Source organism: Silvania hatchlandensis, from assembly GCF_025564065.1.
Classification (GTDB): Bacteria; Pseudomonadota; Gammaproteobacteria; order Enterobacterales; family Enterobacteriaceae; genus Enterobacter; species Enterobacter hatchlandensis.
Genome location: NZ_JAMGZK010000050.1, coordinates 238,226 through 263,129 on the forward strand (window position 1 = coordinate 238,226; position 24,904 = coordinate 263,129).

Genomic DNA, 24,904 nt, shown 5'->3' on the forward strand with positions numbered 1-24,904 from the left:
AAGCCGGTGTTACATCGCTTTTTTGGTCAACTCGATAACGCGCAGTTTCGCGATCGCTTTGGCCAGCTCTGCAGACGCCTGAGCGTAATCCACGTCGCCATGAGAGCTTTTAATCTGCTCTTCTGCTTTACGCTTCGCTTCCAGAGCTCGCGCTTCGTCGAGATCCTGGCCACGAATTGCGGTATCAGCCAGTACGGTCACGCTACCAGGTTGCACTTCAATAATGCCGCCTGACAGATAGATAAACTCTTCATGACCGAACTGTTTAACGATGCGGATCATACCAGGCTTAATGGCGGTGAGCAGCGGGGCGTGACCCGGGAAAATACCCAGTTCACCTTCGCTACCCGTTACCTGGATTTTTTCGACCAGACCAGAGAACATTTGTTGCTCTGCGCTGACGACATCCAGGTGGTATGTCATTGCCATATCACCCTCCGATTAAGGCGTTAAAGTTTTTTGGCTTTTTCCACGGCTTCGTCAATGGAACCGACCATATAGAACGCCTGCTCCGGCAGGTGATCGTATTCGCCTTCCATGATGCCTTTAAAGCCACGGATGGTGTCTTTCAGCGCAACATATTTGCCCGGGGAACCGGTAAATACTTCTGCTACGAAGAACGGCTGGGACAGGAAGCGCTGGATCTTACGTGCGCGTGCTACCACCAGTTTGTCTTCTTCAGACAGTTCATCCATACCCAGGATGGCGATGATGTCTTTCAGTTCCTGATAACGTTGCAGCAGGGACTGTACGCCACGCGCGGTGTCGTAGTGTTCCTGACCAACGACCAGTGGATCCAGCTGACGGCTGGTGGAATCCAGCGGGTCAACGGCCGGGTAGATACCCAGAGACGCGATCTGACGGCTCAGTACCACGGTTGCATCTAAGTGAGCAAAGGTGGTTGCTGGAGATGGGTCAGTCAAGTCATCCGCAGGTACGTATACCGCCTGAACAGAGGTGATAGAACCGGTTTTGGTAGAGGTGATACGTTCCTGCAGAACACCCATCTCTTCCGCCAGGGTCGGCTGGTAGCCTACCGCTGATGGCATACGACCCAGCAGTGCAGATACTTCTGTACCGGCCAGGGTATAACGGTAGATGTTGTCAACGAACAGCAGTACGTCACGACCTTCGTCACGGAACTTCTCAGCCATGGTCAGACCGGTCAGCGCAACGCGCAGACGGTTTCCTGGTGGCTCGTTCATCTGGCCATAAACCAGGGACACTTTGTCCAGAACGTTGGAGTCGGTCATTTCGTGGTAGAAGTCGTTACCCTCACGAGTACGCTCACCCACGCCTGCAAACACGGAGTAACCGGAGTGCTCGATCGCGATGTTACGGATCAGCTCCATCATGTTTACGGTTTTACCTACACCCGCACCGCCGAACAGACCAACTTTACCGCCCTTCGCGAACGGACACATCAGGTCGATAACTTTGATGCCGGTTTCCAGCAGTTCCTGAGAGCTTGACAGCTCTTCATAGGATGGAGCCGGACGGTGAATAGCCCAACGATCTTCTTCGCCGATGTCGCCTTTCATGTCGATCGGCTGACCCAGGACGTTCATAATACGACCCAGAGTTGCTTTACCTACCGGGACTTCGATCGGGTGCTCGAGGTCTTTAACATCCAGACCACGACGCAGACCGTCGGAAGAACCCATGGCGATGGTACGCACGATACCGCCGCCGAGCTGCTGCTGAACTTCCAGCACCAGGCTCTCATTACCATTCTGAACCTCAAGAGCATCGTACACGCGCGGTACGGCATCCTGAGGGAATTCGACGTCAACCACGGCGCCGATTACCTGGACAATTTTTCCAGTAGCCATCTTGAATCCTCTACGAATTAACCTGGTTATACCGCGGATGCACCACCGACGATTTCGGTGAGTTCCTGAGTAATGCTGGCCTGACGAGCTTTGTTGTATACCAACTGCAGCTCTTTAATCAGGCTGCCGCCATTGTCGGTCGCGGCTTTCATCGCCACCATACGTGCGGCCTGCTCGCTGGCCAGGTTTTCTACCACACCCTGATAAACCTGAGATTCAACATAACGACGCAGCAGGGTATCCAGCAGCGGTTTAGGATCGGGCTCATACAGGTAATCCCAGGATTTACGCTTCAGCTCACCGTCTTCTGATGCCGGTAATGGCAGCAGCTGCGTGAGGGTCGGAACCTGAGACATGGTGTTAATAAATTTGTTGCTGACAACGTACAGCCTGTCCAGACGGCCTTCATCAAAGGCCTGCAACATCACTTTTACCGGGCCGATCAGTTCGGACAGGGACGGGTTATCACCCATACCGGTCACCTGGGCGACGATATTGCCGCCTACGGAATTGAAGAAAGAAACGCCTTTAGAGCCGATCATCGCGATATCGCTCTGAACGCCTTTATCAGACCAGACTTTCATATCCGCCAGCAGCTTTTTGAACAGGTTAATGTTCAAGCCACCGCACAAACCACGGTCGGTAGACACCACCAGGTAGCCCACGCGCTTAACGTCGCGTTCTTCCAGGTAAGGGTGCTTATATTCCAGATTACCGTTTGCAAGGTGACCAATCACTTTACGCATGGTATCTGCATAAGGACGGCTGGCAGCCATACGCTCCTGCGATTTACGCATTTTGGAAGCGGCGACCATCTCCATCGCTTTAGTGATTTTTTGCGTATTCTGGACACTTGCGATCTTACTACGTATCTCTTTTGCGCCGGCCATGAGCTTCTCCTCAATGCCTTGCGGTCTGCCCTAAGACAGACCGCCAGACTTTACCAGGACTGGGTTGCTTTGAAGGAATCGAGCAGGCTTTTCAGCTTGCCTTCGATCTCGTCGTTATAGCCACCGGACTGGTTGATCTCTTGCATCAGTGGAGCATGATCACGGTCAGCGTAAGCCAGCAGAGCGGCTTCGAAGCTACCGATTTTCGCCAGTTCTACATCCCCCAGATAACCACGTTCTGCTGCGAACAGTACCAGGCCCTGCTGTGCAACGGACATAGGGGCATACTGTTTCTGTTTCAGCAGCTCGGTCACTTTCTGACCATGGTCAAGCTGTTTACGGGTTGCATCATCAAGGTCAGACGCAAACTGGGAGAACGCTGCAAGCTCACGATACTGTGCCAGCGCGGTACGGATACCACCGGACAGTTTCTTGATGATCTTGGTCTGCGCTGCACCACCCACACGGGATACGGAGATACCTGGGTTAACTGCCGGACGAATACCGGAGTTAAACAGGTTAGTTTCCAGGAAGATCTGACCATCGGTAATCGAGATTACGTTGGTCGGAACGAACGCAGAAACGTCACCCGCCTGGGTTTCGATGATTGGCAGCGCGGTCAGAGAACCGGTCTGGCCTTTCACTTCACCTTTGGTGAAGTTCTCAACGTATTCCGCGTTAACGCGGGATGCACGCTCCAGCAGACGGGAGTGCAGATAGAATACGTCGCCCGGGAATGCTTCACGTCCTGGTGGACGACGGAGCAGCAGGGAAACCTGACGGTAAGCAACAGCCTGTTTAGACAGGTCATCGTAAACGATCAGTGCATCTTCACCGCGGTCACGGAAGTATTCGCCCATGGCGCAACCGGCATACGGAGACAGATATTGCAGCGCAGCGGATTCAGAAGCGGTTGCAACAACAACGATGGTGTTAGCCAGCGCGCCGTGCTCTTCCAGTTTACGCACCACGTTCGAAATGGTGGACGCTTTCTGGCCGATAGCCACGTACACACATTTGATGCCGGAATCACGCTGGTTGATGATCGCATCGACAGCCATCGCGGTTTTACCGGTCTGACGGTCACCGATGATCAGCTCACGCTGGCCACGGCCGATTGGAATCATCGCATCAACGGATTTATAACCGGTCTGCACCGGCTGGTCGACAGACTGACGTTCGATAACGCCTGGTGCGATAACTTCGATTGGCGAGAAGCCATCGTTATCAACCGGACCTTTACCGTCGATTGGTGCACCCAGGGTGTTCACCACGCGACCCAGCAGGCCACGGCCAACCGGAACTTCAAGAATACGGCCAGTACACTTAACCTTCATGCCTTCGGCGAGGTCAGCATACGGACCCATCACAACTGCACCTACGGAGTCGCGCTCCAGGTTCAGTGCGATAGCGTAACGGTTACCCGGCAGGGAAATCATCTCACCCTGCATACAATCGGCCAGGCCGTGGATGCGGATAACACCGTCGCTTACAGAAACAATAGTACCTTCGTTGTGAGCTTCACTCACAACACTGAACTGAGCAATGCGCTGCTTGATCAGTTCGCTGATTTCGGTGGAATTCAGTTGCATGCTCCAGTCCCCTTAAGACTGCAAGACGTCTGCAAGGCGCTCAAGACGGCCGCGTACGCTGCCATCAATGACCATATCACCCGCTCGGATGATTACGCCCGCCATTACAGACTTATCGATATTGCAATTCAGCTTCACTTTGCGTGACAAACGTTTTTCCATCGCAACGGTGATTTTCGAAAGCTGCTCTTTACTCAGTTCAGTTGAAGAAGTTACATGAACTTCAACGGTCGCTTCACTGAGGGCACGTAAGTGCTCGAACTGCTCAAGAACATCCGGGAGCGCTTTAAGACGACCATTTTCAGCCATTACCCGAATCAGGTTCTGACCGTTGGTGTCCAGCTGCTCACCGCAAATGGCGATGAACGAACTGGCGAGGGTTTCCGGTGCCAGTGCACCTGAAAGCATCTCAGCCATGTGTTCGTTTTTCGTTACCTCAGCGGCAAACGCCAGCATATTCTGCCAGCGATCGACATTTTGGTGTTCGATAGCAAAGTCAAAAGCTGCTTTGGCGTAGGGGCGAGCTACCGTAATAAATTCAGACATCAGCCCCTCCCTCCTTACAGTTCAGCGACAAGTTTGTCCACGATGTCGCTGTTAGCAGCTTCATCCACGGAACGTTCGATGATCTTCTCGGCGCCAGCAACAGCCAGAATCGCAACCTGCTTACGCAGTTCTTCACGAGCACGTTTACGCTCAGCATCAATTTCTGCCTGCGCTTGTGCCACGATCTTAGTGCGTTCCTGTTCTGCTTCAGCTTTCGCTTCGTCCAGGATCTGAGAACGACGTTTGTTCGCCTGCTCGATGATTACCTGGGCTTCCGCTTTCGCTTTTTTCAGCTGGTCGGTCGCGTTGGCCTGTGCAAGGTCCAAATCTTTCTTAGCACGTTCTGCAGAAGCCAGGCCGTCAGCAATTTCTTTCTGACGTTTTTCGATGGCTGCCATTAAAGGCGGCCAAACGTACTTCATGCAGAACCAGACAAAGATAACAAACGCGATGGCCTGGCCGAGGATTGTTGCGTTCATGTTCACAGCACAATACCTCTTTAAATTTACAACTGTGGCTTAGGGTTTAAATCTACTACTACGCGACAGCAAACATCACGTACAGACCCAGACCTACAGCGATCATCGGGATAGCATCCACCAGACCCATAACGATAAAGAACTGAGTACGCAGCAGAGGAATCAGATCCGGTTGACGCGCTGCGCCTTCCAGGAATTTGCCCCCGAGGATGCCGATACCGATCGCAGCACCGATAGCCGCCAGACCCATCATCACAGCGGCAGCCATGTACAGCAGATCCATATTCAGGTTTTCCATGACAGTCTCCAGTTTGTTTCAGTTAAAACGTAGTAGTGTTGGTAAAGAATCAGTGCTCTTCAGACGCCATCGAGAGATAGACGATCGTCAGAACCATGAAGATAAAGGCTTGCAGCGTAATAATCAGGATGTGGAAAATGGCCCAAGGCACATTCAGAATCCACTGTGACCACCACGGCAGAAGACCCGCGATCAGAATGAAAATCAGCTCACCCGCATACATGTTGCCGAACAGTCGCAGACCGAGAGAAATCGGTTTGGACAGCAGGCTAACGCCTTCCAGGATCAGGTTGACCGGAATAAACGCCCAGTGGTTGAACGGCTGCAAGGTAAGCTCTTTCACGAAGCCGCCTACGCCTTTCATTTTGATGCTGTAGAAAAGAATCAGGATAAACACGCCCAGCGCCATCGACAGTGTAATGTTCACGTCCGCAGACGGCACCACACGCAGGGCAGGCAGACCGAAGATGTGCTCACCGATGAACGGCAGCAGGTCAATCGGTAACAGGTCCATCAGGTTCATCAGGAAGACCCACACAAAGACGGTCAGCGCCAGCGGTGCAATCACCTTGCTCTTGCCGTGGTACATGTCTTTGACGCTACCATGGACGAAGCCAATGATCATTTCGATGAAAGTCTGGAATTTTCCTGGTACGCCGCTGGTCGCACGCTTCGCAACGCCGCGGAAAACGGCCAGGAACAGCAGACCCAGTACCACCGAGAAGAACATGGAGTCGATATTGATCGTCCAGAAGGTGGCTGGGGGGTTATGCGGATCCACCAGCGAGAATGTACGCAGGTCCATCTGAAGGTTATTCAGATGGTGTCCTATGTAATCCTGCGGCGTCATATTTTCTGAAGCCATGATGCCTTTACCCTTTGTTATTGATTACAGCTGGCGCCAGAACTTGTACCACCAGCACCAAAACCCACGTCACTATCAGCGGCAGAAAGACCACTTTAAAAACCGCCAGCGCCACCACCAGGAGGGCAAAGGTCAGCAACACCTTACACACTTCGCCAAGCGCGAAGGACCAGGCCATGCGGCCTTTGGCGGGTGTATGCGCCTGATGACGCCAGGCAAAAATCATAAACAACATATTCGGCACAACAACTGCCAAACCTCCGCTCACCGCAGAGATGCCCCAGAAGGGGTCTTTGAGGCAGAACAGCAATCCACTTGCTATCACCGCCAGTAACTGAATGAACAGAAGCTTACGAGCAACGTTTCGACTCAAGAGCGACACTGACATCACGTTTTTACTCCTGCCCACTTCGAGGTATGTCGCGTGTCGTATAAAACGTTCTTTAAGGCTCAGAGTCAAGCAGCAAAAAGCGGTCAAATTATACGGTGCGGCCCCGTGATTTCAAACAATAAGTAGCGAAAAGGTGAATAAATGTTTAAATATTTTTCTGCGACCCTATTTCTTAACTTTTCGTTAAACCGTGAATGACTCATTAAAACTGCAAACCGCGTAGAAACATCGGCAATAAAGCGTGCACGTGATCACAAAACAGGCATTTACGCTAAGGTCTGACAAATCAAATCAGTAAATCGCCATATTTCATCTTTCTGATATTAAAGACTAATTTGAGTAACTTTTTCCAAAACAGCCCTGTATACAATGAAAACCTTTTATTGACATTTATAATAAAAATTTAACATTGCATTCTTGTTACGCGCGCCTACTTTTAGCAGGCTGATATTTTCAGGGTTTATTATATTTTGGGTCAACGCCCTGCTCAGGTTAACCCAAAGAAAACCCACGGTAAAAAAGTGGTTAAATATGCGCTGTGTACTTCTTATCCTTTCGCGTATTTTTTAACATACTAAGAACAGCACAAATTCCACATTTTTTATTATTTTTTTAAAAATTGTTTGGCTTAATTACCACCAGATGACGCTCCCCTTCCAACTGAGGGACACGCAGCTTAATCGCGGATTCGACAGCGAATCCCACAGGCATGTGCGCAATTTCGTCTTCCGGCAACACCCCTTTCAGGGCGTAGAAGCGTCCGTTTTGCGCAGGCAAATGCTTGCACCAGCTGATCATATCATTGAGCGAAGCGAAGGCACGGCTGATGACGCCATCAAACGGCGGCTCTGCCGGAAAGTCCTCTACCCTGCTCTGCACCGGATGAACATTTTCAAGCTTCAGCTCGTGCTGAACCTGACGCAGGAAGCGTACGCGCTTACCCAGGCTGTCCAGCAGCGTGAACTGGCACTCAGGACGCACGATAGAGAGCGGAATACCCGGAAGACCCGGACCCGTGCCAACATCGATAAAACGCTCGCCCTGAAGGTGTGGTGCTACAACGATGCTGTCGAGGATATGGCGAATCAACATCTCGTTGGGATCGCGCACCGAGGTGAGATTATAGGCCTTGTTCCATTTGTTGAGCATATCGACATACCCCACCAGCTGGTTTTTCTGGTGATCGGTGAGCGAAATACCGGCTTGATCCAGCAGACGAGTGAGTTTGTTGAGCACGGTGAATACCTGTTGAGAGTCGTGTTGGCGGGTGGCGCTATGCTGACCGCCCTACGAAGTTCTGTAGGCCCGGAACGCAACGCGTCACCGGGCAATAATTACGGTTACGCGCTGCGGCGTAACATTCCCTGTTTTTTCAGCCAGACCAGCAGAATCGAGATGGCCGCAGGCGTGACGCCTGAAATGCGCGTTGCCTGGCCAATGGACGACGGTTTATGGTCATTCAGCTTGGCGATCACCTCGTTGGAGAGGCCATTCACCAGCCGATAGTCCAGCGTTGCCGGCAGGATCGTATTCTCGTTACGCTGCTGCTTGTCGATCTCGTCCTGCTGACGGGCAATGTAGCCTTCGTATTTCACCTGGATTTCAACCTGCTCGGCGGCCTGTGCATCGTCCAGCCCTGGGGCGAACGGTGTGAGCTGAATGAGCTGTTCGTAGGTCATCTCCGGACGACGGAGCAGATCTTCGCCGCTGGCTTCACGTGAGAGCGGTGCCGACAGGTGAGCATTCACTTCGGCTACAGAATCCGTGGTTGGATTAACCCAGGTGGATTTCAGACGCTGACGCTCACGCTCGATGCTTTCCAGCTTCTCGTTGAAACGCGCCCAGCGAACGTCGTCTACCAGACCCAGCTCACGACCCATTTCGGTCAGGCGCAGGTCGGCATTGTCTTCACGCAGCATCAGACGGTATTCCGCGCGAGAGGTAAACATACGGTACGGCTCTTTGGTACCGAGGGTGCAGAGGTCGTCCACCAGCACGCCCAGGTAAGCCTGCGAACGTCCCGGCGCCCAGCCTTCTTTCTCGGCAGAGAAACGCGCGGCGTTCAGACCGGCCAGCAGACCCTGAGCGGCAGCTTCTTCGTAACCGGTGGTACCGTTGATCTGCCCTGCGAAGAACAGACCTTCGATAAATTTGCTTTCCAGGGTTGGCTTCAGGTCACGCGGATCGAAGAAATCGTACTCAATGGCATAGCCCGGACGCACGATCTTCGCGTTTTCCATCCCCTGCATCGAGCGGACAATTTGCATCTGAACGTCGAACGGCAGGCTGGTGGAGATCCCGTTCGGGTAGATCTCGTTGGAGGTTAGCCCTTCCGGCTCGAGGAAGATCTGGTGCTGGTTACGATCGGCAAAGCGCATCACTTTGTCTTCGATCGACGGGCAGTAACGTGGCCCGATCCCTTCGATCACGCCAGCATACATCGGGCTACGATCGAGGTTATTGCGGATTACGTCATGGGTTTTTTCGTTAGTGTGGGTGACGTAGCACGGCACCTGACGCGGATGTTGATCCACATTGCCCATGAACGAGAAGACCGGCATTGGATTATCACCGTGTTGCTGGGCCAGCACGCTGAAGTCAATGGTGCGGGCGTCAATACGTGGCGGCGTGCCGGTTTTCAGGCGGCTGACGCGCAGCGGCAGCTCGCGCAGTCGGCGCGATAGCGGAATGGACGGCGGATCGCCTGCACGGCCACCGCTGTAGTTATCCAGACCGATATGAATTTTGCCATCGAGGAACGTCCCGACGGTCAGCACGACGGCTTTGGCACGGAACTTAAGCCCCATCTGGGTTACAGCGCCAACGACACGATCGTTCTCGACGATCAGATCTTCAACCGCCTGTTGGAAGATCATCAGGTTCGGCTGATTCTCCAGCGCAGTGCGCACCGCCTGACGGTACAGCACGCGGTCGGCCTGTGCACGGGTCGCACGGACGGCGGGACCTTTGCTCGCGTTTAGTATCCTAAACTGGATACCCGCATGATCGATTGCGGTCGCCATCAGGCCGCCAAGCGCATCCACTTCTTTTACCAGGTGTCCTTTCCCAATGCCGCCAATCGCCGGATTACAGGACATCTGTCCCAGCGTGTCGATATTGTGTGTCAGAAGCAGGGTCTGTTGACCCATACGCGCTGCGGCCATCGCGGCCTCAGTGCCTGCATGACCCCCGCCAATGATGATGACGTCAAAAGGATCCTGATAAAACATGCTTTCCTGCCTTGCGTAAAGCGGTTTGAAAATGGATTGAAGCCCGGGCCGTGGATTCTACTCAACTTTAGTCGTTCGAGAAAGCACTGGGATCCTGACTATTAAAAAGAAGATCTTTCTATTTAGAGATCTGTTTTATTATGATCTCTTATTAGGATCGCGGTTTTCTGTGGGTAAGCCGGATCTCACGATTAAGATCATGCGGTTAGGAAGGATCGTTTGCTGTGAATGATCGGTGATCCTGCGACGTATAAGCTGGGATCAAAAAGGCATGTTATGCACAGGCCAAAAAGTCACCAACGGTTGTTCATGGGATAACTACCGGTTAATCAAAGCTTTTAACCAGAGTTATCCACAACTGATCGCACGATCTTTAATCGTTTTAGAGTAATTTTTTCCATTCTGCCAGCCAGATCTCGGCTGGATCTTCCGGAATATCGTGATCGAGGATGTTGATCTTCAGCGTTTCGCCGATCTGTTGCGCTCCGCAGGCCTTCATTTCCGTCTCAACTTTCTCAACGGCACCGCAGAAGGTGTCATATTCCCGACTGCCAAGGCCAATCGCCCCGAAACGGACGTTCGCCAGGTCAGGTTGCTGCTCTTTTAACTCTTCATATAAAGGCAGCAGGTTATCCGGAAGATCCCCGGCACCGTGCGTTGAGGTGATCAACAGCCAGATCCCGTCGATCGGCAGATCTTCTAATAACGGTCCGTGCAGCGTTTGTGTCGATAAGCCGGCATCCTCCAGCTTTTCGGCCAGGTGTTCCGCGACATATTCAGCGCCGCCAAGGGTGCTGCCGGTAATGAGAGTTACATCCGCCATGATCGACCACTCCTGTGTTCAGAGTGGCGTATTGTACGCTGTGAATGCCCTGGGATCTACCTGTGGAAAATGTGGTAATTATTTTGCCGGGCTACGGGCGGATGGTACGCATGATCGGGTTCTGCAGGGAGATCAGCGTCTCGGTGGACTGAATTTCATCAATTGTTTGGATCTTGTTGATAAGTACCTGCTGCAGGGCATCGATCGATCGGCACATCACCTTTATAAAGATGCTGTAGTGCCCGGTGGTGTAATAGGCCTCGGTGACTTCATCCAGCGCGTTTAACTTTGCCAGAGCCGAAGGATAGTCTTTCGCGCTTTTGAGGATGATGCCGATAAAGCAGCACACGTCGTACCCCAGATGCTTCGGGCTGACGTCAATATGCGCCCCGATAATGATCCCTGCCTGTTTCATCTTCTCAACGCGCACGTGTATGGTGCCAGGGCTGACGCCAAACTGTTTTGCCAGTTCGGCATAGGCGGTACGGGCGTTGGCCATCAGGGCTTCCAGGATGCCGCGGTCCAGATTGTCGATCTGATAATTTTCCATAGCTTTTTCTTATGAAGATTAATGAATAACTCTATATTAGCGGGTATTTTTATCGAATCAAAAGCGTTGTCGTCATTTTATTGTTGGTTTATTGAAAGCGAGACTTTTTTGTTGCTTAATCAGTGCCAACAGGACGCAGGAGTATAAATAATGAAAACCGCTTACATCGCACAACAACGCCAGATCAGTTTCGTAAAATCCCATTTTTCCCGCCAGCTGGAAGAGAAGCTTGGCCTGATTGAAGTTCAGGCTCCAATTTTAAGCCGTGTGGGCGACGGGACGCAGGACAACTTGTCTGGTTGCGAAAAAGCGGTACAGGTGAAAGTGAAAACACTGCCCGACGCCCAGTTCGAAGTGGTTCATTCACTGGCGAAGTGGAAGCGACAAACCCTGGGACAACACGACTTCAGCGCGGGCGAAGGGCTTTACACGCACATGAAAGCCCTTCGCCCCGATGAAGACCGCCTTACTGCTATTCACTCTGTTTACGTCGACCAGTGGGACTGGGAACGCGTAATGGGTGATGGCGAACGTCATACCCGCACGCTGACATCAACGGTAGAAGCTATCTATGCCGGGATCAAAGCCACTGAAGCAGCAGTCAGTAAAGAGTTTGGGTTAACCCCGTTCCTGCCGGAGACTATTCAGTTTATCCACAGTCAGGATCTGCTGAGCCGTTTCCCGGATCTGGATGCTAAAGGCCGTGAGCGAGCGATTGCTAAAGAGCTGGGCGCGGTATTCCTGATTGGGATCGGCGGCAAACTGTCTCATGGTCAGCGCCACGACGTACGTGCTCCGGATTATGATGACTGGAGCAGCGAAGGCGACAGCGGTTTCGCAGGGCTGAACGGCGATATTCTGGTATGGAACCCGGTGCTGGAAGATGCGTTTGAGCTCTCCTCTATGGGGATCCGCGTGGACGCCGAGGCGCTGCAGCGTCAGCTGGCTATCACCGGTGATGACGATCGTTTGCAGCTGGAGTGGCATCAGGCCCTGCTGCGTGGTGAGATGCCGCAGACCATTGGTGGCGGTATTGGCCAGTCTCGCCTGACCATGCTCCTGCTGCAGCTGTCACACATCGGCCAGGTTCAGTGTGGCGTCTGGCCACAGCAGGTTCGCGACAGCGTGGATGCGCTGCTGTAATTAGCGTTTCCAGCGCCGTAATAAACGGCTTCGTAACCCGGTATCAAAGCGCCAGATATGATCGAAGATGCGCATGATGCCGGGTTTTCCATGGGTGGACATTGCCACTGCATGAAAACGATGCTGATGTTCCCGCTGCAGCACCTTTATTTGACTCACCACCTCATCCGGCAGCCGCTGGGCAATAAAATCCGAGATCACCACCGCATCTGCGTCATACCACTCTCCGCCCTGCATACGCTCGATAACGGCGCGAAAACAGCTGGCGAGATCGGTACCGCCGCGAAAGCGCTGGCTTAAAAAACGGATCGCCTGCTCCAGACCCTGCTCACCCGAGAGTTCATAACCCACGACCTCGCTGGAAAACAGCATGATATAGCAGCGCCGTCTGTCGGCGAGGGCGACGCGCATCAGCGCCAGGCAAAAGGCTTTGGCGCACTGCTCATTGAAGCCGCCCATTGAACCAGAGGTGTCCACACAGACGATAAACGGCCCGCGCGGCTGCTCGTCGAAATCCTGATGCACTGCCGGGCGCTGACTCACTTTCTCGTGCCAGGCATCCCCATGCAGACGATAAGTCAGCAGCTGCTTTTCAACCAGTCGACGGTAAAATTCATACTCAAGCTCCGATATGCCGAGGGTGGCCAGCTCCGGCGGCAGCAGGCGCAGAATATCGTCGCTCTGCTGTAACCCGTCCACCTGTTCCGGCACCGTCGCCGGTTCGCGCACCAGGGTGCGGAAGGTTTCCAACGGGGCATCCTTTTTTGGCACCGACTTCGCCTCACGCGAACGGCCCAGCTGTTCCGCCAGCTGCATCAGCTCCGGCTGCTGTGCCAGAAAGTCGCCATAGCGGACGATAAGCTGATAATCCCCGCGTTTAAGCTGCCCCGCGCTCATATCCCAGAGTCGCCCGGCGGAATTTTCGTTCTCAACCAGCACCGGCTCCAGTGCCCCGGTCAATGTCATGCGCTCCTGTACTTCGCTGAGGAGCTGTTCGCGCTCTTCTTCCAGCAGTTGCTGATTGAGCGACGTGGCCTGGACCACCAGACTCAGTCGCCAGCGCTGTAAAAACAGCGTGTGCAGGGCGGGCGTGAAGGTGGCGTTATCGGCTACCAGCTGTCGGGCCTGGCTGGCGTACGGGGAATGTAATCGGTCCAGCAAGGTCAGGATCTGCGGCAGCTGCACAATCAGCTGCGGCGTCGAGAGCATCTGACTCGCCTGATAACACATCACCTCTTCGGTCAGCTCCGGCGGGACGCGGGTGTCTTTCAGGCGTTTGCGTAAGTTATCCCGCCAGCGGGGGAGATCGTCGGTGATGGCGGTTTTAAGTCTGGGAAATTTTTCAAAAAAGACCACCAGCTGCGGCGAGGCCAGCAAGGCGAGGATGATCTCTTCGATCAGCCCCTCCTCACCGACGGCCAGCATGATATTGAGCGTATCCAGCGTCAGCATTGACGCGCCTGTTTAATCTGCGCGATCACATCCTGCAGGCTGGATTCAATGCGCCCCAGCCAGTCGCTGTGAATAAAGAGGCATTTTTGCTGTTCGCTAAAGCGGGTGTGCTGCAGGTGCCACTGATTATCCAGCGCTTCCAGTTGCTGTTTTATCTCTTCCGGAACGCTTTCCGATGTGGTGCCGGGCAGCGCCAGTCGCGATCCCTGCAGGCTGACGTCACGGATCACCAGATGCAGGCTGCCGTCCACTTCCATATTGAGCTGCTGGGCAAAGCCGATGCCGTTGAGTTTGCCGCGGATCTCCCCGCCTTTGCTCAGCCACAGGGAGAGGGCTTCCCGCTCGAGAGTGATATGAATCACCTGCATTTCATGGAGCTTAAGCGGCTGTTGGAGCAGCAGCGTCAAAGTGGTATCGGTCAGATCGTCCGGCAATTCGTAATGGGGTTTCCGGGCGAACATACCGCTCTGGCGGCTGACCCTCAGGGCTGTTTTATCGCTTTGCTGCTGTTGCAGCTGGATGCGGCGCTGGGTAATGGCCCCGAGCTGGTTGAGCATCTCCTGCTGTCCCCAGGCGTGCCCGGTCATCAATACGTCCAGCTGCTGCTGCATCAGGTTCATGCCGCTGGCATCATGCCACAGGCAATCTTTCAGCAGGATCAGATCGATGGGAGCAACCGCATCGCGGCCACTGAACAGGGCGCTGGCCTGCAGCAGGCGAATGGCTTTTTTCCAGCGGCGGTCAGACACGTAGGGAGCGCCCGGCAGGGTATCCAGCTGTTGGCGCAGCATAAAGACCAGGTCGAACACCGCATCCGGTAGCGTGATTTTGCCGATATCGTGCTGCCACTGCTGGTACTCTTCGTCCGTAACCTGCAGCGCGGCGGGCACCGGGTTGTCGTTCTCATTCTGCTGGGTAATCAGCAGCGAGCGAAAGTTCGCTTTGTCCTGTACTTTGTCGAGCCACAGGCGGATCAGCATGCGGTCATACAGGGCTTCCAGGCTGCTGTCGGCTTCGGGCAGTTCGTTGGAGGCGGCCACCAGCAGGCGCATCGGGATTTTCTCTTCATGCGCACCATTCCGGAACCGACGTTCGTTGATGGCGGTCAGCAGGGTATTCAGGATCGCCGGGCCGGCTTTCCAGATCTCATCGAGAAAAACGATCTCTGCTTCCGGGAGATAGCCCGCCGTCAGACGTTCATAGCGCCCTTCATCTTTTAATGCCTGAATCGAAAGTGGGCCAAAGACCTCTTCCGGAGTTGAAAAACGGGTCATCAGGTATTCAAATGCCCGGGCATGTTGAAAAGCGAATTTCAGGCGGCGGGCTATCAGGCTTTTGGCAATGCCGGGCGGCCCCAGCAGAAAGACACTTTCGCCGCTCAGCGCCGCCAGTAAACAGAGGCGGATGGCGTGGCTGCGTTCAAACAGCCCTTTTTCCAGCGCGCTGCTGAGGCGGGAAATTCTTTCTGCTAATAAATGAGTGTGAGCCATAATTGTTTTGCATCCTTTCGCCGTAGAGTCGGCTAATTGAAGCGAGTATAGACGTTTCGGTCAGGGCTGGTAATAGACTGAACTGCGGTGCTATTTTCTTTGCGCTATGTTAATGCGGTTGCATTTAGGGGTACGATTTTGCGATTAATCGTGCATACTGTGCGCCTTTTGTGGGCCAAGGGACTAAGCACACATTTGTTATATAAACGAAAAAGACTAGTCTATGAGCACTGATAATAAGCAATCATTACCCGCAATAACGCTCGCGGCGATTGGGGTTGTCTACGGTGATATCGGCACCAGCCCGCTTTATACGCTTCGTGAATGTCTGTCCGGCCAGTTTGGTTTTGGTGTTGAACGTGACGCTGTATTTGGTTTTTTGTCACTTATCTTCTGGCTGCTGATCCTGGTTGTTTCTGTTAAATATCTCTCTTTCGTGATGCGGGCTGATAACGCCGGCGAAGGCGGGATCCTGACGCTGATGTCACTCGCCGGGCGCCACACGTCCGCCAGAATGACCTCGTTCCTGGTCATCATTGGCCTGGTTGGCGGCAGCTTTTTCTTCGGAGAAGTGGTGATCACGCCAGCTATCTCGGTGCTGTCGGCGATAGAGGGGCTTGAGATTATCGCGCCGCAGCTTGATGCATGGGTTGTGCCGCTGGCCATCATTGTCCTGACGCTACTGTTTGTGATCCAGAAGCACGGTACCGGGCTGGTGGGGAAACTCTTCGCGCCGATTATGCTGTCCTGGTTCCTGATCCTTGCGGCGCTGGGGTTACGCAGCATTATTGCCAACCCGGACGTACTGCACGCGCTGAACCCTCTCTGGGCGGTCAACTTCTTCCTTGAATACAAGATGGTGTCGTTTGTGGCGCTGGGCGCGGTGGTGCTTTCTATTACCGGCGTTGAAGCGCTGTATGCGGATATGGGCCACTTCGGTAAACTGCCTATCCGCGTGGCCTGGTTTTCTGTGGTGCTGCCGTCGCTGGTGCTGAACTACTTTGGCCAGGGCGCGCTGTTGCTTAAAAATCCGGAAGCGATTAAAAACCCGTTCTTCCTGCTGGCACCGGACTGGGCGCTGGTACCGATGCTTATCCTCGCAACGCTGGCCACCGTGATTGCCTCTCAGGCGGTCATCTCCGGCGTGTTTTCCCTGACGCGTCAGGCCGTGCGCCTGGGCTATCTCTCGCCAATGCGCATCATCCATACCTCGGAGATGGAGTCGGGCCAGATTTATATTCCTTTCATTAACTGGCTGCTCTATACCGCAGTTGTCATCGTTATCGTCAGCTTTGAACATTCCAGTAACCTGGCGGCGGCATACGGTATTGCCGTTACCGGTACGATGGTGCTGACCTCCATTCTCTCCACCACCGTGGCGTACCGAAACTGGCACTGGAATAAATTCCTCGTGGGGATGATTCTGGTGGGCTTCCTGTGCATTGACGTGCCGTTGTTCTCCGCGAACCTCGACAAGATTGTCTCCGGTGGCTGGCTGCCGCTGACGCTGGGTCTGGTGATGTTCATTGTGATGACCACCTGGAAGAGTGAGCGCTTCCGACTGCTGCGCCGGATGCATGAACACGGTAATTCTCTCGAGGCGATGATCGCCTCGCTGGAGAAATCGCCGCCGGTACGCGTGCCGGGCACGGCGGTGTACATGTCCCGTGCGTTGAACGTCATTCCATTCGCGCTGATGCACAATCTTAAGCACAACAAGGTCCTGCATGAGCGGGTGATCCTGCTGACGCTGCGCACCGAAGATGCGCCGTATGTGCATAACGTCCGTCGGGTGCAGATAGAGCAGCTCTCGCCGACCTTCTGGCGGGTGGTGGCTAGCTACGGCTGGCGTGAAACCCCGAATGTGGAAGAGGTGTTCCACCGCTGTGGGTTGGAGGGCTTAAGCTGTCGGATGATGGAAACCTCCTTCTTTATGTCGCACGAGTCGCTGATTATCGGCAAACGCCCCTGGTATCTGCGCCTGCGTGGCAGGCTCTATCTTATCCTCCAGCGTAATGCCCTGCGTGCGCCCGACCAGTTCGAAATCCCGCCTAACCGTGTGATTGAGTTAGGCACTCAGGTCGAGATTTAATATCCTCTGCAGTCTGATGTCCTCACCCCAACCCTCTCCCACAGGGAGAGGGTGCAAACCGAAAAAACGGTAACCAGAGGGTTACCGTTTTGCATTTACCTCCTCCCGCATTTCACTTAGCGAAACGTTTCGACGACGATCACAAATCTGCAACGCCATGGTGGTTTTCTGTTCATCGGTAAGATTAAACTTATCTCAGCGAAACGTTTCGCTGGTGGAGCAGAAAAATGAAGAAAGGCACCGTACTTAATTCTGAAATCTCATCGGTTATCTCCCGTCTGGGGCATACCGATATGCTGGTAGTTTGTGACGCAGGCTTACCGGTTCCGCGCAGCACCACCCGTATCGATATGGCGTTAACGCAGGGCGTTCCCTCGTTTATGCAGGTATTGGGCGTGGTGACGGCGGAGATGCAGGTTGAGTCAGCCATTCTGGCGGCGGAAATCAAACAGCATAATCCGCAGCTCCACGAAACGTTGCTGGGTCATATCGAGCAGCTGCAACAACACCAGGGCACCACCATAAAAATTAATTACATAACGCACGAACAGTTCAAACAACACACCGCTGACAGCCAGGCGGTGATTCGCAGCGGGGAGTGTTCCCCGTATGCGAATATTATTCTCTGTGCTGGCGTCACCTTCTGAGGTCACCATGGACGCACTCCTGCAACTGAAAGGGATCGATAAATCGTTCCCGGGTGTCAAAGCCCTCTCCGGCGCAGCGCTGAATGTCTACGCCGGTCGCGTGATGGCGCTGGTTGGTGAAAACGGCGCCGGCAAATCCACCATGATGAAAGTGCTGACCGGCATTTATATGCGCGATGCCGGTTCGCTGCTGTGGCTGGGTAAAGAAACCACCTTTAACGGTCCCAAATCCTCTCAGGAAGCGGGTATCGGCATCATTCATCAGGAATTGAACCTGATCCCGCAGCTGTCGATTGCGGAGAACATCTTCCTCGGACGTGAGTTCGTTAATCGCTTTGGCAAAATCGACTGGAAACAGATGTATGCCGAAGCCGATAAACTGCTGGCGAAGCTGAATCTGCGCTTTAAGAGCGATCGGCTGGTGGGCGAATTGTCGATTGGCGATCAGCAGATGGTCGAAATTGCCAAGGTGCTGAGCTTCGAATCCAAAGTCATCGTCATGGATGAACCGACAGATGCGCTGACCGACACCGAAACCGACTCCCTGTTCCGGGTGATTCGCGAGCTGAAAGCCCAGGGGCGCGGCATTGTTTACATCTCCCACCGTATGAAAGAGATCTTCGAGATTTGCGATGACGTGACGGTTTTCCGCGACGGGCAGTTTATTGCCGAACGCGAAGTGGCCACGCTGACCGAAGACTCGCTGATTGAGATGATGGTGGGACGCAAGCTCGAAGACCAGTATCCACGTATTGCTAAGGCACCAGGTGATATTCGCCTGAAGGTCGATAACCTGTGTGGTCCTGGCGTGCATGACGTTACCTTTACCCTGCGTCAGGGCGAAATCCTCGGCGTAGCGGGGTTAATGGGGGCCGGACGTACTGAGCTGATGAAAGTCCTGTATGGCGCCCTGTCGCGTACCAGCGGCTACGTCACCCTCGACGGTCATGAAGTTGTCACTCGGTCACCGCAGGATGGGCTGGCGAACGGCATCGTCTATATCTCCGAAGACCGTAAGCGCGATGGTCTGGTGCTGGGGATGTCGGTGAAAGAGAACATGTCGCTGACCGCGCTGCGCTACTTCAGCCGCAGCGGTGGTAGCCTGAAACATAAAGATGAACAGCAGGCGGTAAGTGATTTCATTCGCTTGTTTAACGTCAAAACCCCGTCAATGGAACAGGCTATCGGTCTGCTTTCCGGCGGTAATCAGCAGAAAGTGGCAATCGCCCGCGGCCTGATGACGCGGCCTAAAGTGCTGATCCTCGATGAGCCAACCCGCGGTGTTGACGTTGGGGCGAAGAAAGAGATTTATCAGCTCATTAACCAGTTTAAGGCTGACGGGTTGAGCATCATTCTGGTCTCTTCCGAGATGCCAGAGGTATTAGGCATGAGCGATCGCATTATCGTCATGCATGAAGGGCATCTCGGCGGTGAATTCACTCGCGAGCAGGCCACCCAGGAAGTTCTGATGGCTGCCGCTGTGGGCAAGCTTAATCGCGTGAATCAGGAGTAAGAAGATGACTACCCAGGCTATTTCTGGACGCCGATATTTCACTAAGGCATGGCTGCTGGAACAAAAATCGTTGATTGCGCTGCTGGTGCTGATCGCGATTGTATCCACCATGAGCCCGAACTTTTTTACCGTGAATAACCTGTTCAACATTCTTCAGCAAACATCGGTGAACGCCATTATGGCGGTCGGGATGACGCTGGTGATCCTGACCTCGGGTATCGATCTGTCCGTCGGTTCCCTGCTGGCGCTCACCGGCGCGATTGCGGCTTCAATTGTAGGGATTGAAGTCAACGCGCTGGTGGCCGTAGCGGCTGCACTGGCGGCAGGTACAGCGATTGGTGCCGTTACCGGAATGATTGTGGCGAAAGGGCGCGTGCAGGCTTTTATCGCCACGCTGGTGATGATGCTGCTGCTGCGTGGCGTGACGATGGTTTACACCAACGGCAGTCCGGTCAATACCGGCTTTACCGACAACGCAGACCTGTTTGGTTGGTTCGGTATTGGTCGCCCGCTGGGTATCCCGACCCCGGTCTGGATCATGGGCCTGGTGTTCCTGGCGGCGTGGTACATGCTGCATCACACGCGCCTGGGTCGTTATATCTATGCGCTGGGCGGTAACGAATCGGCGACGCGTCTGTCCGGGATCAGCGTTAATAAAGTCAAAATTATCGTGTATTCCCTGTGCGGCCTGCTGGCTTCGCTGGCGGGGATTATCGAAGTGGCGCGTCTCTCCTCGGCGCAGCCGACCGCAGGGACAGGCTATGAGCTGGATGCCATCGCGGCGGTGGTGCTGGGCGGAACCAGTCTGGCAGGCGGTAAAGGCCGGATTATTGGTACGCTGATTGGCGCACTGATCCTCGGCTTCCTGAACAATGGTTTGAATTTGTTAGGTGTTTCTTCCTATTACCAGATGATCGTCAAAGCGGTAGTGATTTTGCTGGCGGTACTGGTAGACAACAAAAAACAGTAACTGACAACACTACAGGACATCTTTGATATGAACATGAAAAAACTGGCTACCCTGGTTTCTGCTGTCGCGCTGAGCGCAACCGTGAGTGCTAATGCTATGGCGAAAGACACCATCGCGCTGGTGGTTTCTACCCTGAACAACCCGTTCTTCGTCTCCCTGAAGGATGGCGCGCAGAAAGAAGCAGACAAACTGGGCTACAACCTGGTGATCCTCGATTCTCAGAACAACCCGGCGAAAGAGCTGGCTAACGTTCAGGACCTGACCGTTCGTGGCACTAAAATTCTGCTGATTAACCCGACCGATTCCGACGCAGTGGGTAATGCTGTGAAGATGGCAAACCAGGCCAACATCCCGGTCATCACCCTTGATCGCGTTGCGGCGAAAGGCGAAGTGGTCAGCCACATTGCTTCTGATAACGTGCTGGGCGGTAAAATTGCCGGTGACTACATCGCGAAGAAAGCAGGCGAAGGTGCCAAAGTTATCGAACTGCAGGGTATCGCCGGGACATCCGCTGCCCGCGAGCGTGGCGAAGGTTTCCAGCAGGCAGTTGCTGCACACAAGTTTAACGTGCTGGCCAGCCAGCCGGCTGACTTTGACCGCACGAAAGGTCTGAACGTCATGCAGAACCTGCTGACCGCCCACCCGGACGTTAAGGCTGTATTTGCTCAGAACGACGAAATGGCGCTGGGCGCGCTGCGTGCTCTGCAAACTGCCGGTAAAACCGATGTGATGGTTGTTGGATTTGACGGTACGCCAGATGGTGAAAAAGCGGTAAATGATGGCAAACTGGCGGCGACCATTGCCCAGCTTCCTGACCAGATTGGCGCAAAAGGCGTTGAAACGGCAGATAAAGTGCTGAAGGGCGAGAAAGTTCAGGCTAAATATCCAGTTGACCTGAAACTGGTCATCAAGCAGTAATATGCGATTCAGGCAGCCAATGGCTGCCTGAGGGACAACATATAAAGAAAAGAGTGGCATACGCCACCGGGTGTGAGCCCGGTGGCACTCTCTGATGGACACGCCAAATATGAAAACTGCAGGTAAGCTCGTCGTCCTTGGCAGTATTAATGCCGATCACATTCTCAACCTTGAATCGTTCCCGACGCCGGGCGAAACGGTGACGGGCAATCGCTACCAGGTCGCCTTTGGCGGCAAGGGCGCTAACCAGGCGGTCGCCGCCGGGCGCAGCGGGGCAGACATCGCCTTTATTGCCTGTACGGGCGATGACGACACCGGTGAGCGCGTGCGCAAGCAGCTGGAGAGCGACAATATCGATATCGCGCCGGTAAGCGTAGTGCAGGACGAATCCACCGGGGTGGCGCTGATTTTTGTCAACGCTGAAGGGGAGAATGTTATCGGTATTCATGCGGGTGCGAACGCGGCGCTGACGGTTGAACGCGTCGAGGCGCAGCGCGACAGTATCGCGGGTGCCGAAGCCCTGCTGATGCAGCTGGAGTCGCCGGTAGAAAGTGTGCTGGCGGCGGCAAACATTGCTCATGAAAATCATACCACTGTCGTACTGAACCCCGCGCCTGCCCGTGTATTATCAGACGAGCTTCTGGCGCTGGTGGACATCATCACCCCTAACGAAACCGAAGCCGAAAAGCTGACGGGCATTCGCGTTGAAAATGATGACGACGCGGCGCGTGCGGCAAAAGCCTTGCATGATAAAGGCATCGGTACAGTCATCATTACGCTTGGTAGCCGTGGCGTCTGGGCCAGCGTCAATGGCGATGGACGTCGAGTGCCAGGCTTTAAAGTGCAGGCGATCGACACCATTGCGGCAGGCGATACCTTTAATGGCGCGCTGGTAACAGCGCTACTGGAAGGCGAACCGCTGGACAAGGCGATCCGTTTTGCCCATGCGGCTGCGGCTATTGCCGTAACCCGTACCGGCGCGCAGCCTTCTGTTCCCTGGCGCAATGAGATCGACGAATTTTTAAGTCAGCAGAGGTAACGTTTGGCCACAATGAAAGATGTCGCCCGCATGGCGGGCGTCTCTACTTCAACAGTTTCCCATGTCATTAATAAGGATCGCTTCGTCAGTGAGCCGATTCGGGAGAAGGTCGAAGCCGCCGTTAAATCCCTCAACTATGCGCCTTCCGCCCTGGCGCGCAGTCTGAAACTCAATCAGACGCGCACCATTGGTATGCTCATCACCGCCAGTACCAATCCCTTTTACTCAGAGCTGGTGCGCGGCGTAGAGCGCAGCTGTTTTGAGCGCGGCTACAGCCTGGTATTGTGCAACACTGAAGGTGATGAACAGCGGATGAACCGCAATCTGGAGACGCTGATGCAAAAACGCGTCGACGGGTTATTGCTGCTGTGCACCGAAACGCATCAACCCTCGCCAGAGATCATGCAGCGCTACCCTTCCGTTCCGACGGTGATGATGGACTGGGCACCGTTCGACGGCACCAGTGATCTGATCCAGGATAACTCGCTGCTGGGCGGCGACATGGCGACGCAGCATCTGATTGATAAAGGCTACACCCGCATCGCCTGCATTACCGGCCCGTTGGATAAAACCCCTGCCCGCCTGCGTCTGGAAGGTTTTCTGGTCGCCATGGCTCGCGCCGGTTTACCGGTGCCTGACGGCTTTCAAATCACCGGTGACTTTGAGTTTAGCGGTGGGTTTGAGGCAATGCAGTCGCTACTGGCGTGGAAAGAGCGCCCGCAGGCAGTCTTTATTGGTAACGATGCAATGGCCGTGGGGGCATATCAGGCGTTGTATCAGGCGGGATTACGTATCCCGGACGATATCGCCGTGGTGGGATATGACGATATCGAACTGGCGCGTTATATGACGCCGCCGCTCACCACCATCCATCAGCCTAAAGATGAGCTGGGCGAGCTGGCCATTGATGTGCTGATCCACCGTATCGCTCAACCCGCTCTGCAGCAACAGCGGCTGCAACTGACGCCTGTGCTGATGGAGCGCGGGTCGGTTTAGCGTTCTACTGTGCCGGGGCGGCAAGCAGCGCCTGGCAGGCTGCCATGGCGCGCGGCCCGTCACTGTCCTGAATGGCATCGACGATGGACTGGTGTAAATCCAGCTTCACCACTTCATCCTGGGTAATCGAGGTGAAGTAGGTTTGGTATATAGAATGAAAGAGGGAGGCGAAAGAGTTCAGGAACGGATTACCACTCATTTCATACACATGCTCGTGCCATGCCATATCCACTTCGATCCAGCGCTCCCGGTTAAAATGCTTTTTCAGATGAACCATCTCATCCATTAGCGTATTTAATCGCGCTTTCTGTTCTGCCGTGCCGAACGTAGCCGCCAGTAGACAAGCCTGCGGCTCCAGACTGACGCGCATAATCAGGAAGTGGTCGATGACCTGCTGAAAGTTATCCTCTGTCATCCACCACGAGAGCAGCTCCTGATCGAGGAAGTTCCAGTTGCCCTGAGGCATTACCCGCGTACCAATGCGCGGACGAGGGAGCACCATCCCTTTCGCTGTTAATGTCTTCACCGCTTCACGAACGGCCGTACGGCTTACACCAAACTGCTCGCCCAGTTCCATTTCACCCGGCAAAATACTTCCGGGCATGTATTCACCTGTCAGGATCCGCTGTGCCAGTTTCTCTGCCAGCACATATGAAAGGTTCTTTTGTGCCGCCAGCTGTTGCGCGCTCAAGGACATAACGCCTATTCCTTAATTCTTAATACCCTTAAGTATGCCACCTGCACGGACAATGTGGTTGCAAAAACAGCAATCAGCACCGTTTGTGGCGTAAAGATAAGCGCCTTGGTGAAAAATAACGCGGTTGGTTATTTTTTTTAGATTTACACTTGTCACCGTCAGAGAATTGCCTATAATGCGCCTCCACTGACGCGGAACAACGGATTACAAACCGCCGTGACAGCAGGGGTTCAGAGATGAACGCCGACAGAGAAAAGCGAAAAATAAACGCTTGACTCTGAATGAGGAAAGCGTAGTATACGCCACCTCGCAACGGTGAGCTTAACGCCGCGTTGCACTGCTCTTTAACAATTTATCAGACAATCTGTGTGGGCACTCAAAGTGACATGGATTCTTAACGTCGCAAGACGAAAAATGAATACCAAGTCTCTGAGTGAACATACGTAATTCA

At 54.0% G+C, this 24,904-nt stretch carries 24 protein-coding genes; 8 read left to right on the plus strand and 16 right to left on the minus strand.

Going from position 1 to position 24,904, the window contains the following annotated elements; genetic code table 11:
* Window positions 1–9 precede the first annotated feature (9 nt).
* The 13 genes from M8014_RS14270 to asnC all read right to left on the minus strand — a co-directional run bounded on the left by M8014_RS14270 (window position 10) and on the right by asnC (window position 11,496).
* Window positions 10–429 carry a F0F1 ATP synthase subunit epsilon gene (locus M8014_RS14270; protein ID WP_271266139.1) on the minus strand — a complete coding sequence of 140 codons (420 nt, stop codon included), beginning with the start codon at window positions 427–429 and terminating at the stop codon, window positions 10–12.
* A 20-nt stretch (window positions 430–449) separates the two neighbouring features.
* Complete coding sequence (atpD, locus tag M8014_RS14275) at window positions 450–1,832, minus strand: F0F1 ATP synthase subunit beta (protein WP_271266138.1); 1,383 nt, start codon at window positions 1,830–1,832, stop codon at window positions 450–452.
* Window positions 1,833–1,858: 26 nt separating this feature from the next.
* On the minus strand, window positions 1,859–2,722 hold the full coding sequence (gene atpG / locus M8014_RS14280) for a F0F1 ATP synthase subunit gamma (RefSeq protein WP_271283074.1): 864 nt from the start codon (window positions 2,720–2,722) through the stop codon (window positions 1,859–1,861).
* A 50-nt stretch (window positions 2,723–2,772) separates the two neighbouring features.
* Entirely contained in the window at window positions 2,773–4,314 is a 1,542-nt protein-coding gene (atpA, locus tag M8014_RS14285; RefSeq protein ID WP_271283075.1) for a F0F1 ATP synthase subunit alpha, read from the minus strand.
* Window positions 4,315–4,326: 12 nt separating this feature from the next.
* On the minus strand, window positions 4,327–4,860 hold the full coding sequence (gene atpH / locus M8014_RS14290; RefSeq protein WP_271283076.1) for a F0F1 ATP synthase subunit delta: 534 nt from the start codon (window positions 4,858–4,860) through the stop codon (window positions 4,327–4,329).
* Between the two features lie 14 nt (window positions 4,861–4,874).
* Window positions 4,875–5,345, minus strand: coding sequence for a F0F1 ATP synthase subunit B (gene atpF, locus M8014_RS14295; protein ID WP_271283077.1), 471 nt, complete (start codon window positions 5,343–5,345; stop codon window positions 4,875–4,877).
* A gap of 52 nt (window positions 5,346–5,397) precedes the next feature.
* Window positions 5,398–5,637 carry a F0F1 ATP synthase subunit C gene (gene atpE, locus M8014_RS14300; RefSeq protein ID WP_000429386.1) on the minus strand — a complete coding sequence of 80 codons (240 nt, stop codon included), beginning with the start codon at window positions 5,635–5,637 and terminating at the stop codon, window positions 5,398–5,400.
* Between the two features lie 49 nt (window positions 5,638–5,686).
* Entirely contained in the window at window positions 5,687–6,502 is an 816-nt protein-coding gene (gene atpB, locus M8014_RS14305) for a F0F1 ATP synthase subunit A (protein WP_271283078.1), read from the minus strand.
* 7 nt (window positions 6,503–6,509) lie between these two features.
* Window positions 6,510–6,890, minus strand: coding sequence for a F0F1 ATP synthase subunit I (gene atpI, locus M8014_RS14310; protein ID WP_271283079.1), 381 nt, complete (start codon window positions 6,888–6,890; stop codon window positions 6,510–6,512).
* A gap of 615 nt (window positions 6,891–7,505) precedes the next feature.
* On the minus strand, window positions 7,506–8,129 hold the full coding sequence (gene rsmG, locus M8014_RS14315) for a 16S rRNA (guanine(527)-N(7))-methyltransferase RsmG (protein WP_271283080.1): 624 nt from the start codon (window positions 8,127–8,129) through the stop codon (window positions 7,506–7,508).
* Between the two features lie 104 nt (window positions 8,130–8,233).
* Window positions 8,234–10,123 carry a tRNA uridine-5-carboxymethylaminomethyl(34) synthesis enzyme MnmG gene (gene mnmG / locus M8014_RS14320; protein ID WP_271283081.1) on the minus strand — a complete coding sequence of 630 codons (1,890 nt, stop codon included), beginning with the start codon at window positions 10,121–10,123 and terminating at the stop codon, window positions 8,234–8,236.
* Window positions 10,124–10,505: 382 nt separating this feature from the next.
* Window positions 10,506–10,946 carry an FMN-binding protein MioC gene (gene mioC / locus M8014_RS14325; protein ID WP_271283082.1) on the minus strand — a complete coding sequence of 147 codons (441 nt, stop codon included), beginning with the start codon at window positions 10,944–10,946 and terminating at the stop codon, window positions 10,506–10,508.
* A gap of 91 nt (window positions 10,947–11,037) precedes the next feature.
* Window positions 11,038–11,496, minus strand: coding sequence for a transcriptional regulator AsnC (asnC, locus tag M8014_RS14330; RefSeq protein WP_271283083.1), 459 nt, complete (start codon window positions 11,494–11,496; stop codon window positions 11,038–11,040).
* 150 nt (window positions 11,497–11,646) lie between these two features.
* On the opposite strand from asnC, the gene asnA reads away from it, so the two are divergent.
* Window positions 11,647–12,639 (plus strand): aspartate--ammonia ligase, encoded by a 993-nt coding sequence (asnA, locus tag M8014_RS14335; protein ID WP_271283084.1) that lies wholly within the window; start codon window positions 11,647–11,649, stop codon window positions 12,637–12,639.
* On the opposite strand, the gene viaA is transcribed toward asnA, so the two are convergent.
* Together viaA and ravA are read right to left on the minus strand one after the other, a co-directional pair.
* Window positions 12,640–14,091 (minus strand): ATPase RavA stimulator ViaA, encoded by a 1,452-nt coding sequence (gene viaA, locus M8014_RS14340; RefSeq protein ID WP_271283085.1) that lies wholly within the window; start codon window positions 14,089–14,091, stop codon window positions 12,640–12,642.
* Window positions 14,085–15,581, minus strand: a complete 1,497-nt coding sequence (gene ravA / locus M8014_RS14345; RefSeq protein WP_271283086.1) for an ATPase RavA — start codon at window positions 15,579–15,581, stop codon at window positions 14,085–14,087. Before ravA ends, viaA begins: the two co-directional genes overlap by 7 nt.
* Before the next feature lie 223 nt (window positions 15,582–15,804).
* Between ravA and kup the strand changes: the two genes are divergently transcribed.
* The 7 genes from kup (at window position 15,805) to rbsR (ending at window position 23,756) form a co-directional block, all read left to right on the plus strand.
* Window positions 15,805–17,673, plus strand: a complete 1,869-nt coding sequence (gene kup / locus M8014_RS14350; protein ID WP_271283087.1) for a low affinity potassium transporter Kup — start codon at window positions 15,805–15,807, stop codon at window positions 17,671–17,673.
* A gap of 227 nt (window positions 17,674–17,900) precedes the next feature.
* A complete protein-coding gene (gene rbsD / locus M8014_RS14355) occupies window positions 17,901–18,320 on the plus strand; it encodes a D-ribose pyranase (RefSeq protein ID WP_271283088.1) in 420 nt (139 codons plus the stop codon).
* A 7-nt stretch (window positions 18,321–18,327) separates the two neighbouring features.
* Window positions 18,328–19,833 (plus strand): ribose ABC transporter ATP-binding protein RbsA, encoded by a 1,506-nt coding sequence (rbsA, locus tag M8014_RS14360; protein WP_271283098.1) that lies wholly within the window; start codon window positions 18,328–18,330, stop codon window positions 19,831–19,833.
* 4 nt (window positions 19,834–19,837) lie between these two features.
* Window positions 19,838–20,803, plus strand: coding sequence for a ribose ABC transporter permease (gene rbsC, locus M8014_RS14365; protein ID WP_271283089.1), 966 nt, complete (start codon window positions 19,838–19,840; stop codon window positions 20,801–20,803).
* 27 nt (window positions 20,804–20,830) lie between these two features.
* Window positions 20,831–21,721, plus strand: coding sequence for a ribose ABC transporter substrate-binding protein RbsB (rbsB, locus tag M8014_RS14370; RefSeq protein WP_271283090.1), 891 nt, complete (start codon window positions 20,831–20,833; stop codon window positions 21,719–21,721).
* Window positions 21,722–21,830: 109 nt separating this feature from the next.
* Window positions 21,831–22,760 carry a ribokinase gene (rbsK, locus tag M8014_RS14375; RefSeq protein WP_271283091.1) on the plus strand — a complete coding sequence of 310 codons (930 nt, stop codon included), beginning with the start codon at window positions 21,831–21,833 and terminating at the stop codon, window positions 22,758–22,760.
* Window positions 22,761–22,763: 3 nt separating this feature from the next.
* Window positions 22,764–23,756: a ribose operon transcriptional repressor RbsR gene (rbsR, locus tag M8014_RS14380; protein WP_271283092.1), complete on the plus strand. Its 993-nt coding sequence runs from the start codon at window positions 22,764–22,766 to the stop codon at window positions 23,754–23,756.
* A gap of 4 nt (window positions 23,757–23,760) precedes the next feature.
* Here rbsR and M8014_RS14385 read toward each other — a convergent pair whose 3' ends face one another.
* Complete coding sequence (locus M8014_RS14385) at window positions 23,761–24,453, minus strand: FadR/GntR family transcriptional regulator (RefSeq protein WP_271283093.1); 693 nt, start codon at window positions 24,451–24,453, stop codon at window positions 23,761–23,763.
* Between the last annotated feature and the right edge of the window lie 451 nt (window positions 24,454–24,904).

Coding starts and splice junctions, on each gene's coding strand:
- atpD (WP_271266138.1), bottom strand. CDS start 1,832: ATGGCTACTGGAAAAATTGTCCAGGTAATCGGCGCCGTGGTTGACGTC.
- atpB (WP_271283078.1), bottom strand. CDS start 6,502: ATGGCTTCAGAAAATATGACGCCGCAGGATTACATAGGACACCATCTG.
- mnmG (WP_271283081.1), bottom strand. CDS start 10,123: ATGTTTTATCAGGATCCTTTTGACGTCATCATCATTGGCGGGGGTCAT.
- asnA (WP_271283084.1), top strand. CDS start 11,647: ATGAAAACCGCTTACATCGCACAACAACGCCAGATCAGTTTCGTAAAA.
- rbsK (WP_271283091.1), top strand. CDS start 21,831: ATGAAAACTGCAGGTAAGCTCGTCGTCCTTGGCAGTATTAATGCCGAT.
- ravA (WP_271283086.1), bottom strand. CDS start 15,581: ATGGCTCACACTCATTTATTAGCAGAAAGAATTTCCCGCCTCAGCAGC.
- rbsA (WP_271283098.1), top strand. CDS start 18,328: ATGGACGCACTCCTGCAACTGAAAGGGATCGATAAATCGTTCCCGGGT.
- atpH (WP_271283076.1), bottom strand. CDS start 4,860: ATGTCTGAATTTATTACGGTAGCTCGCCCCTACGCCAAAGCAGCTTTT.
- viaA (WP_271283085.1), bottom strand. CDS start 14,091: ATGCTGACGCTGGATACGCTCAATATCATGCTGGCCGTCGGTGAGGAG.
- M8014_RS14270 (WP_271266139.1), bottom strand. CDS start 429: ATGGCAATGACATACCACCTGGATGTCGTCAGCGCAGAGCAACAAATG.
- atpG (WP_271283074.1), bottom strand. CDS start 2,722: ATGGCCGGCGCAAAAGAGATACGTAGTAAGATCGCAAGTGTCCAGAAT.
- kup (WP_271283087.1), top strand. CDS start 15,805: ATGAGCACTGATAATAAGCAATCATTACCCGCAATAACGCTCGCGGCG.
- M8014_RS14385 (WP_271283093.1), bottom strand. CDS start 24,453: ATGTCCTTGAGCGCGCAACAGCTGGCGGCACAAAAGAACCTTTCATAT.
- atpA (WP_271283075.1), bottom strand. CDS start 4,314: ATGCAACTGAATTCCACCGAAATCAGCGAACTGATCAAGCAGCGCATT.
- rbsD (WP_271283088.1), top strand. CDS start 17,901: ATGAAGAAAGGCACCGTACTTAATTCTGAAATCTCATCGGTTATCTCC.
- mioC (WP_271283082.1), bottom strand. CDS start 10,946: ATGGCGGATGTAACTCTCATTACCGGCAGCACCCTTGGCGGCGCTGAA.
- atpE (WP_000429386.1), bottom strand. CDS start 5,637: ATGGAAAACCTGAATATGGATCTGCTGTACATGGCTGCCGCTGTGATG.
- rbsC (WP_271283089.1), top strand. CDS start 19,838: ATGACTACCCAGGCTATTTCTGGACGCCGATATTTCACTAAGGCATGG.
- atpI (WP_271283079.1), bottom strand. CDS start 6,890: ATGTCAGTGTCGCTCTTGAGTCGAAACGTTGCTCGTAAGCTTCTGTTC.
- asnC (WP_271283083.1), bottom strand. CDS start 11,496: ATGGAAAATTATCAGATCGACAATCTGGACCGCGGCATCCTGGAAGCC.
- rbsB (WP_271283090.1), top strand. CDS start 20,831: ATGAACATGAAAAAACTGGCTACCCTGGTTTCTGCTGTCGCGCTGAGC.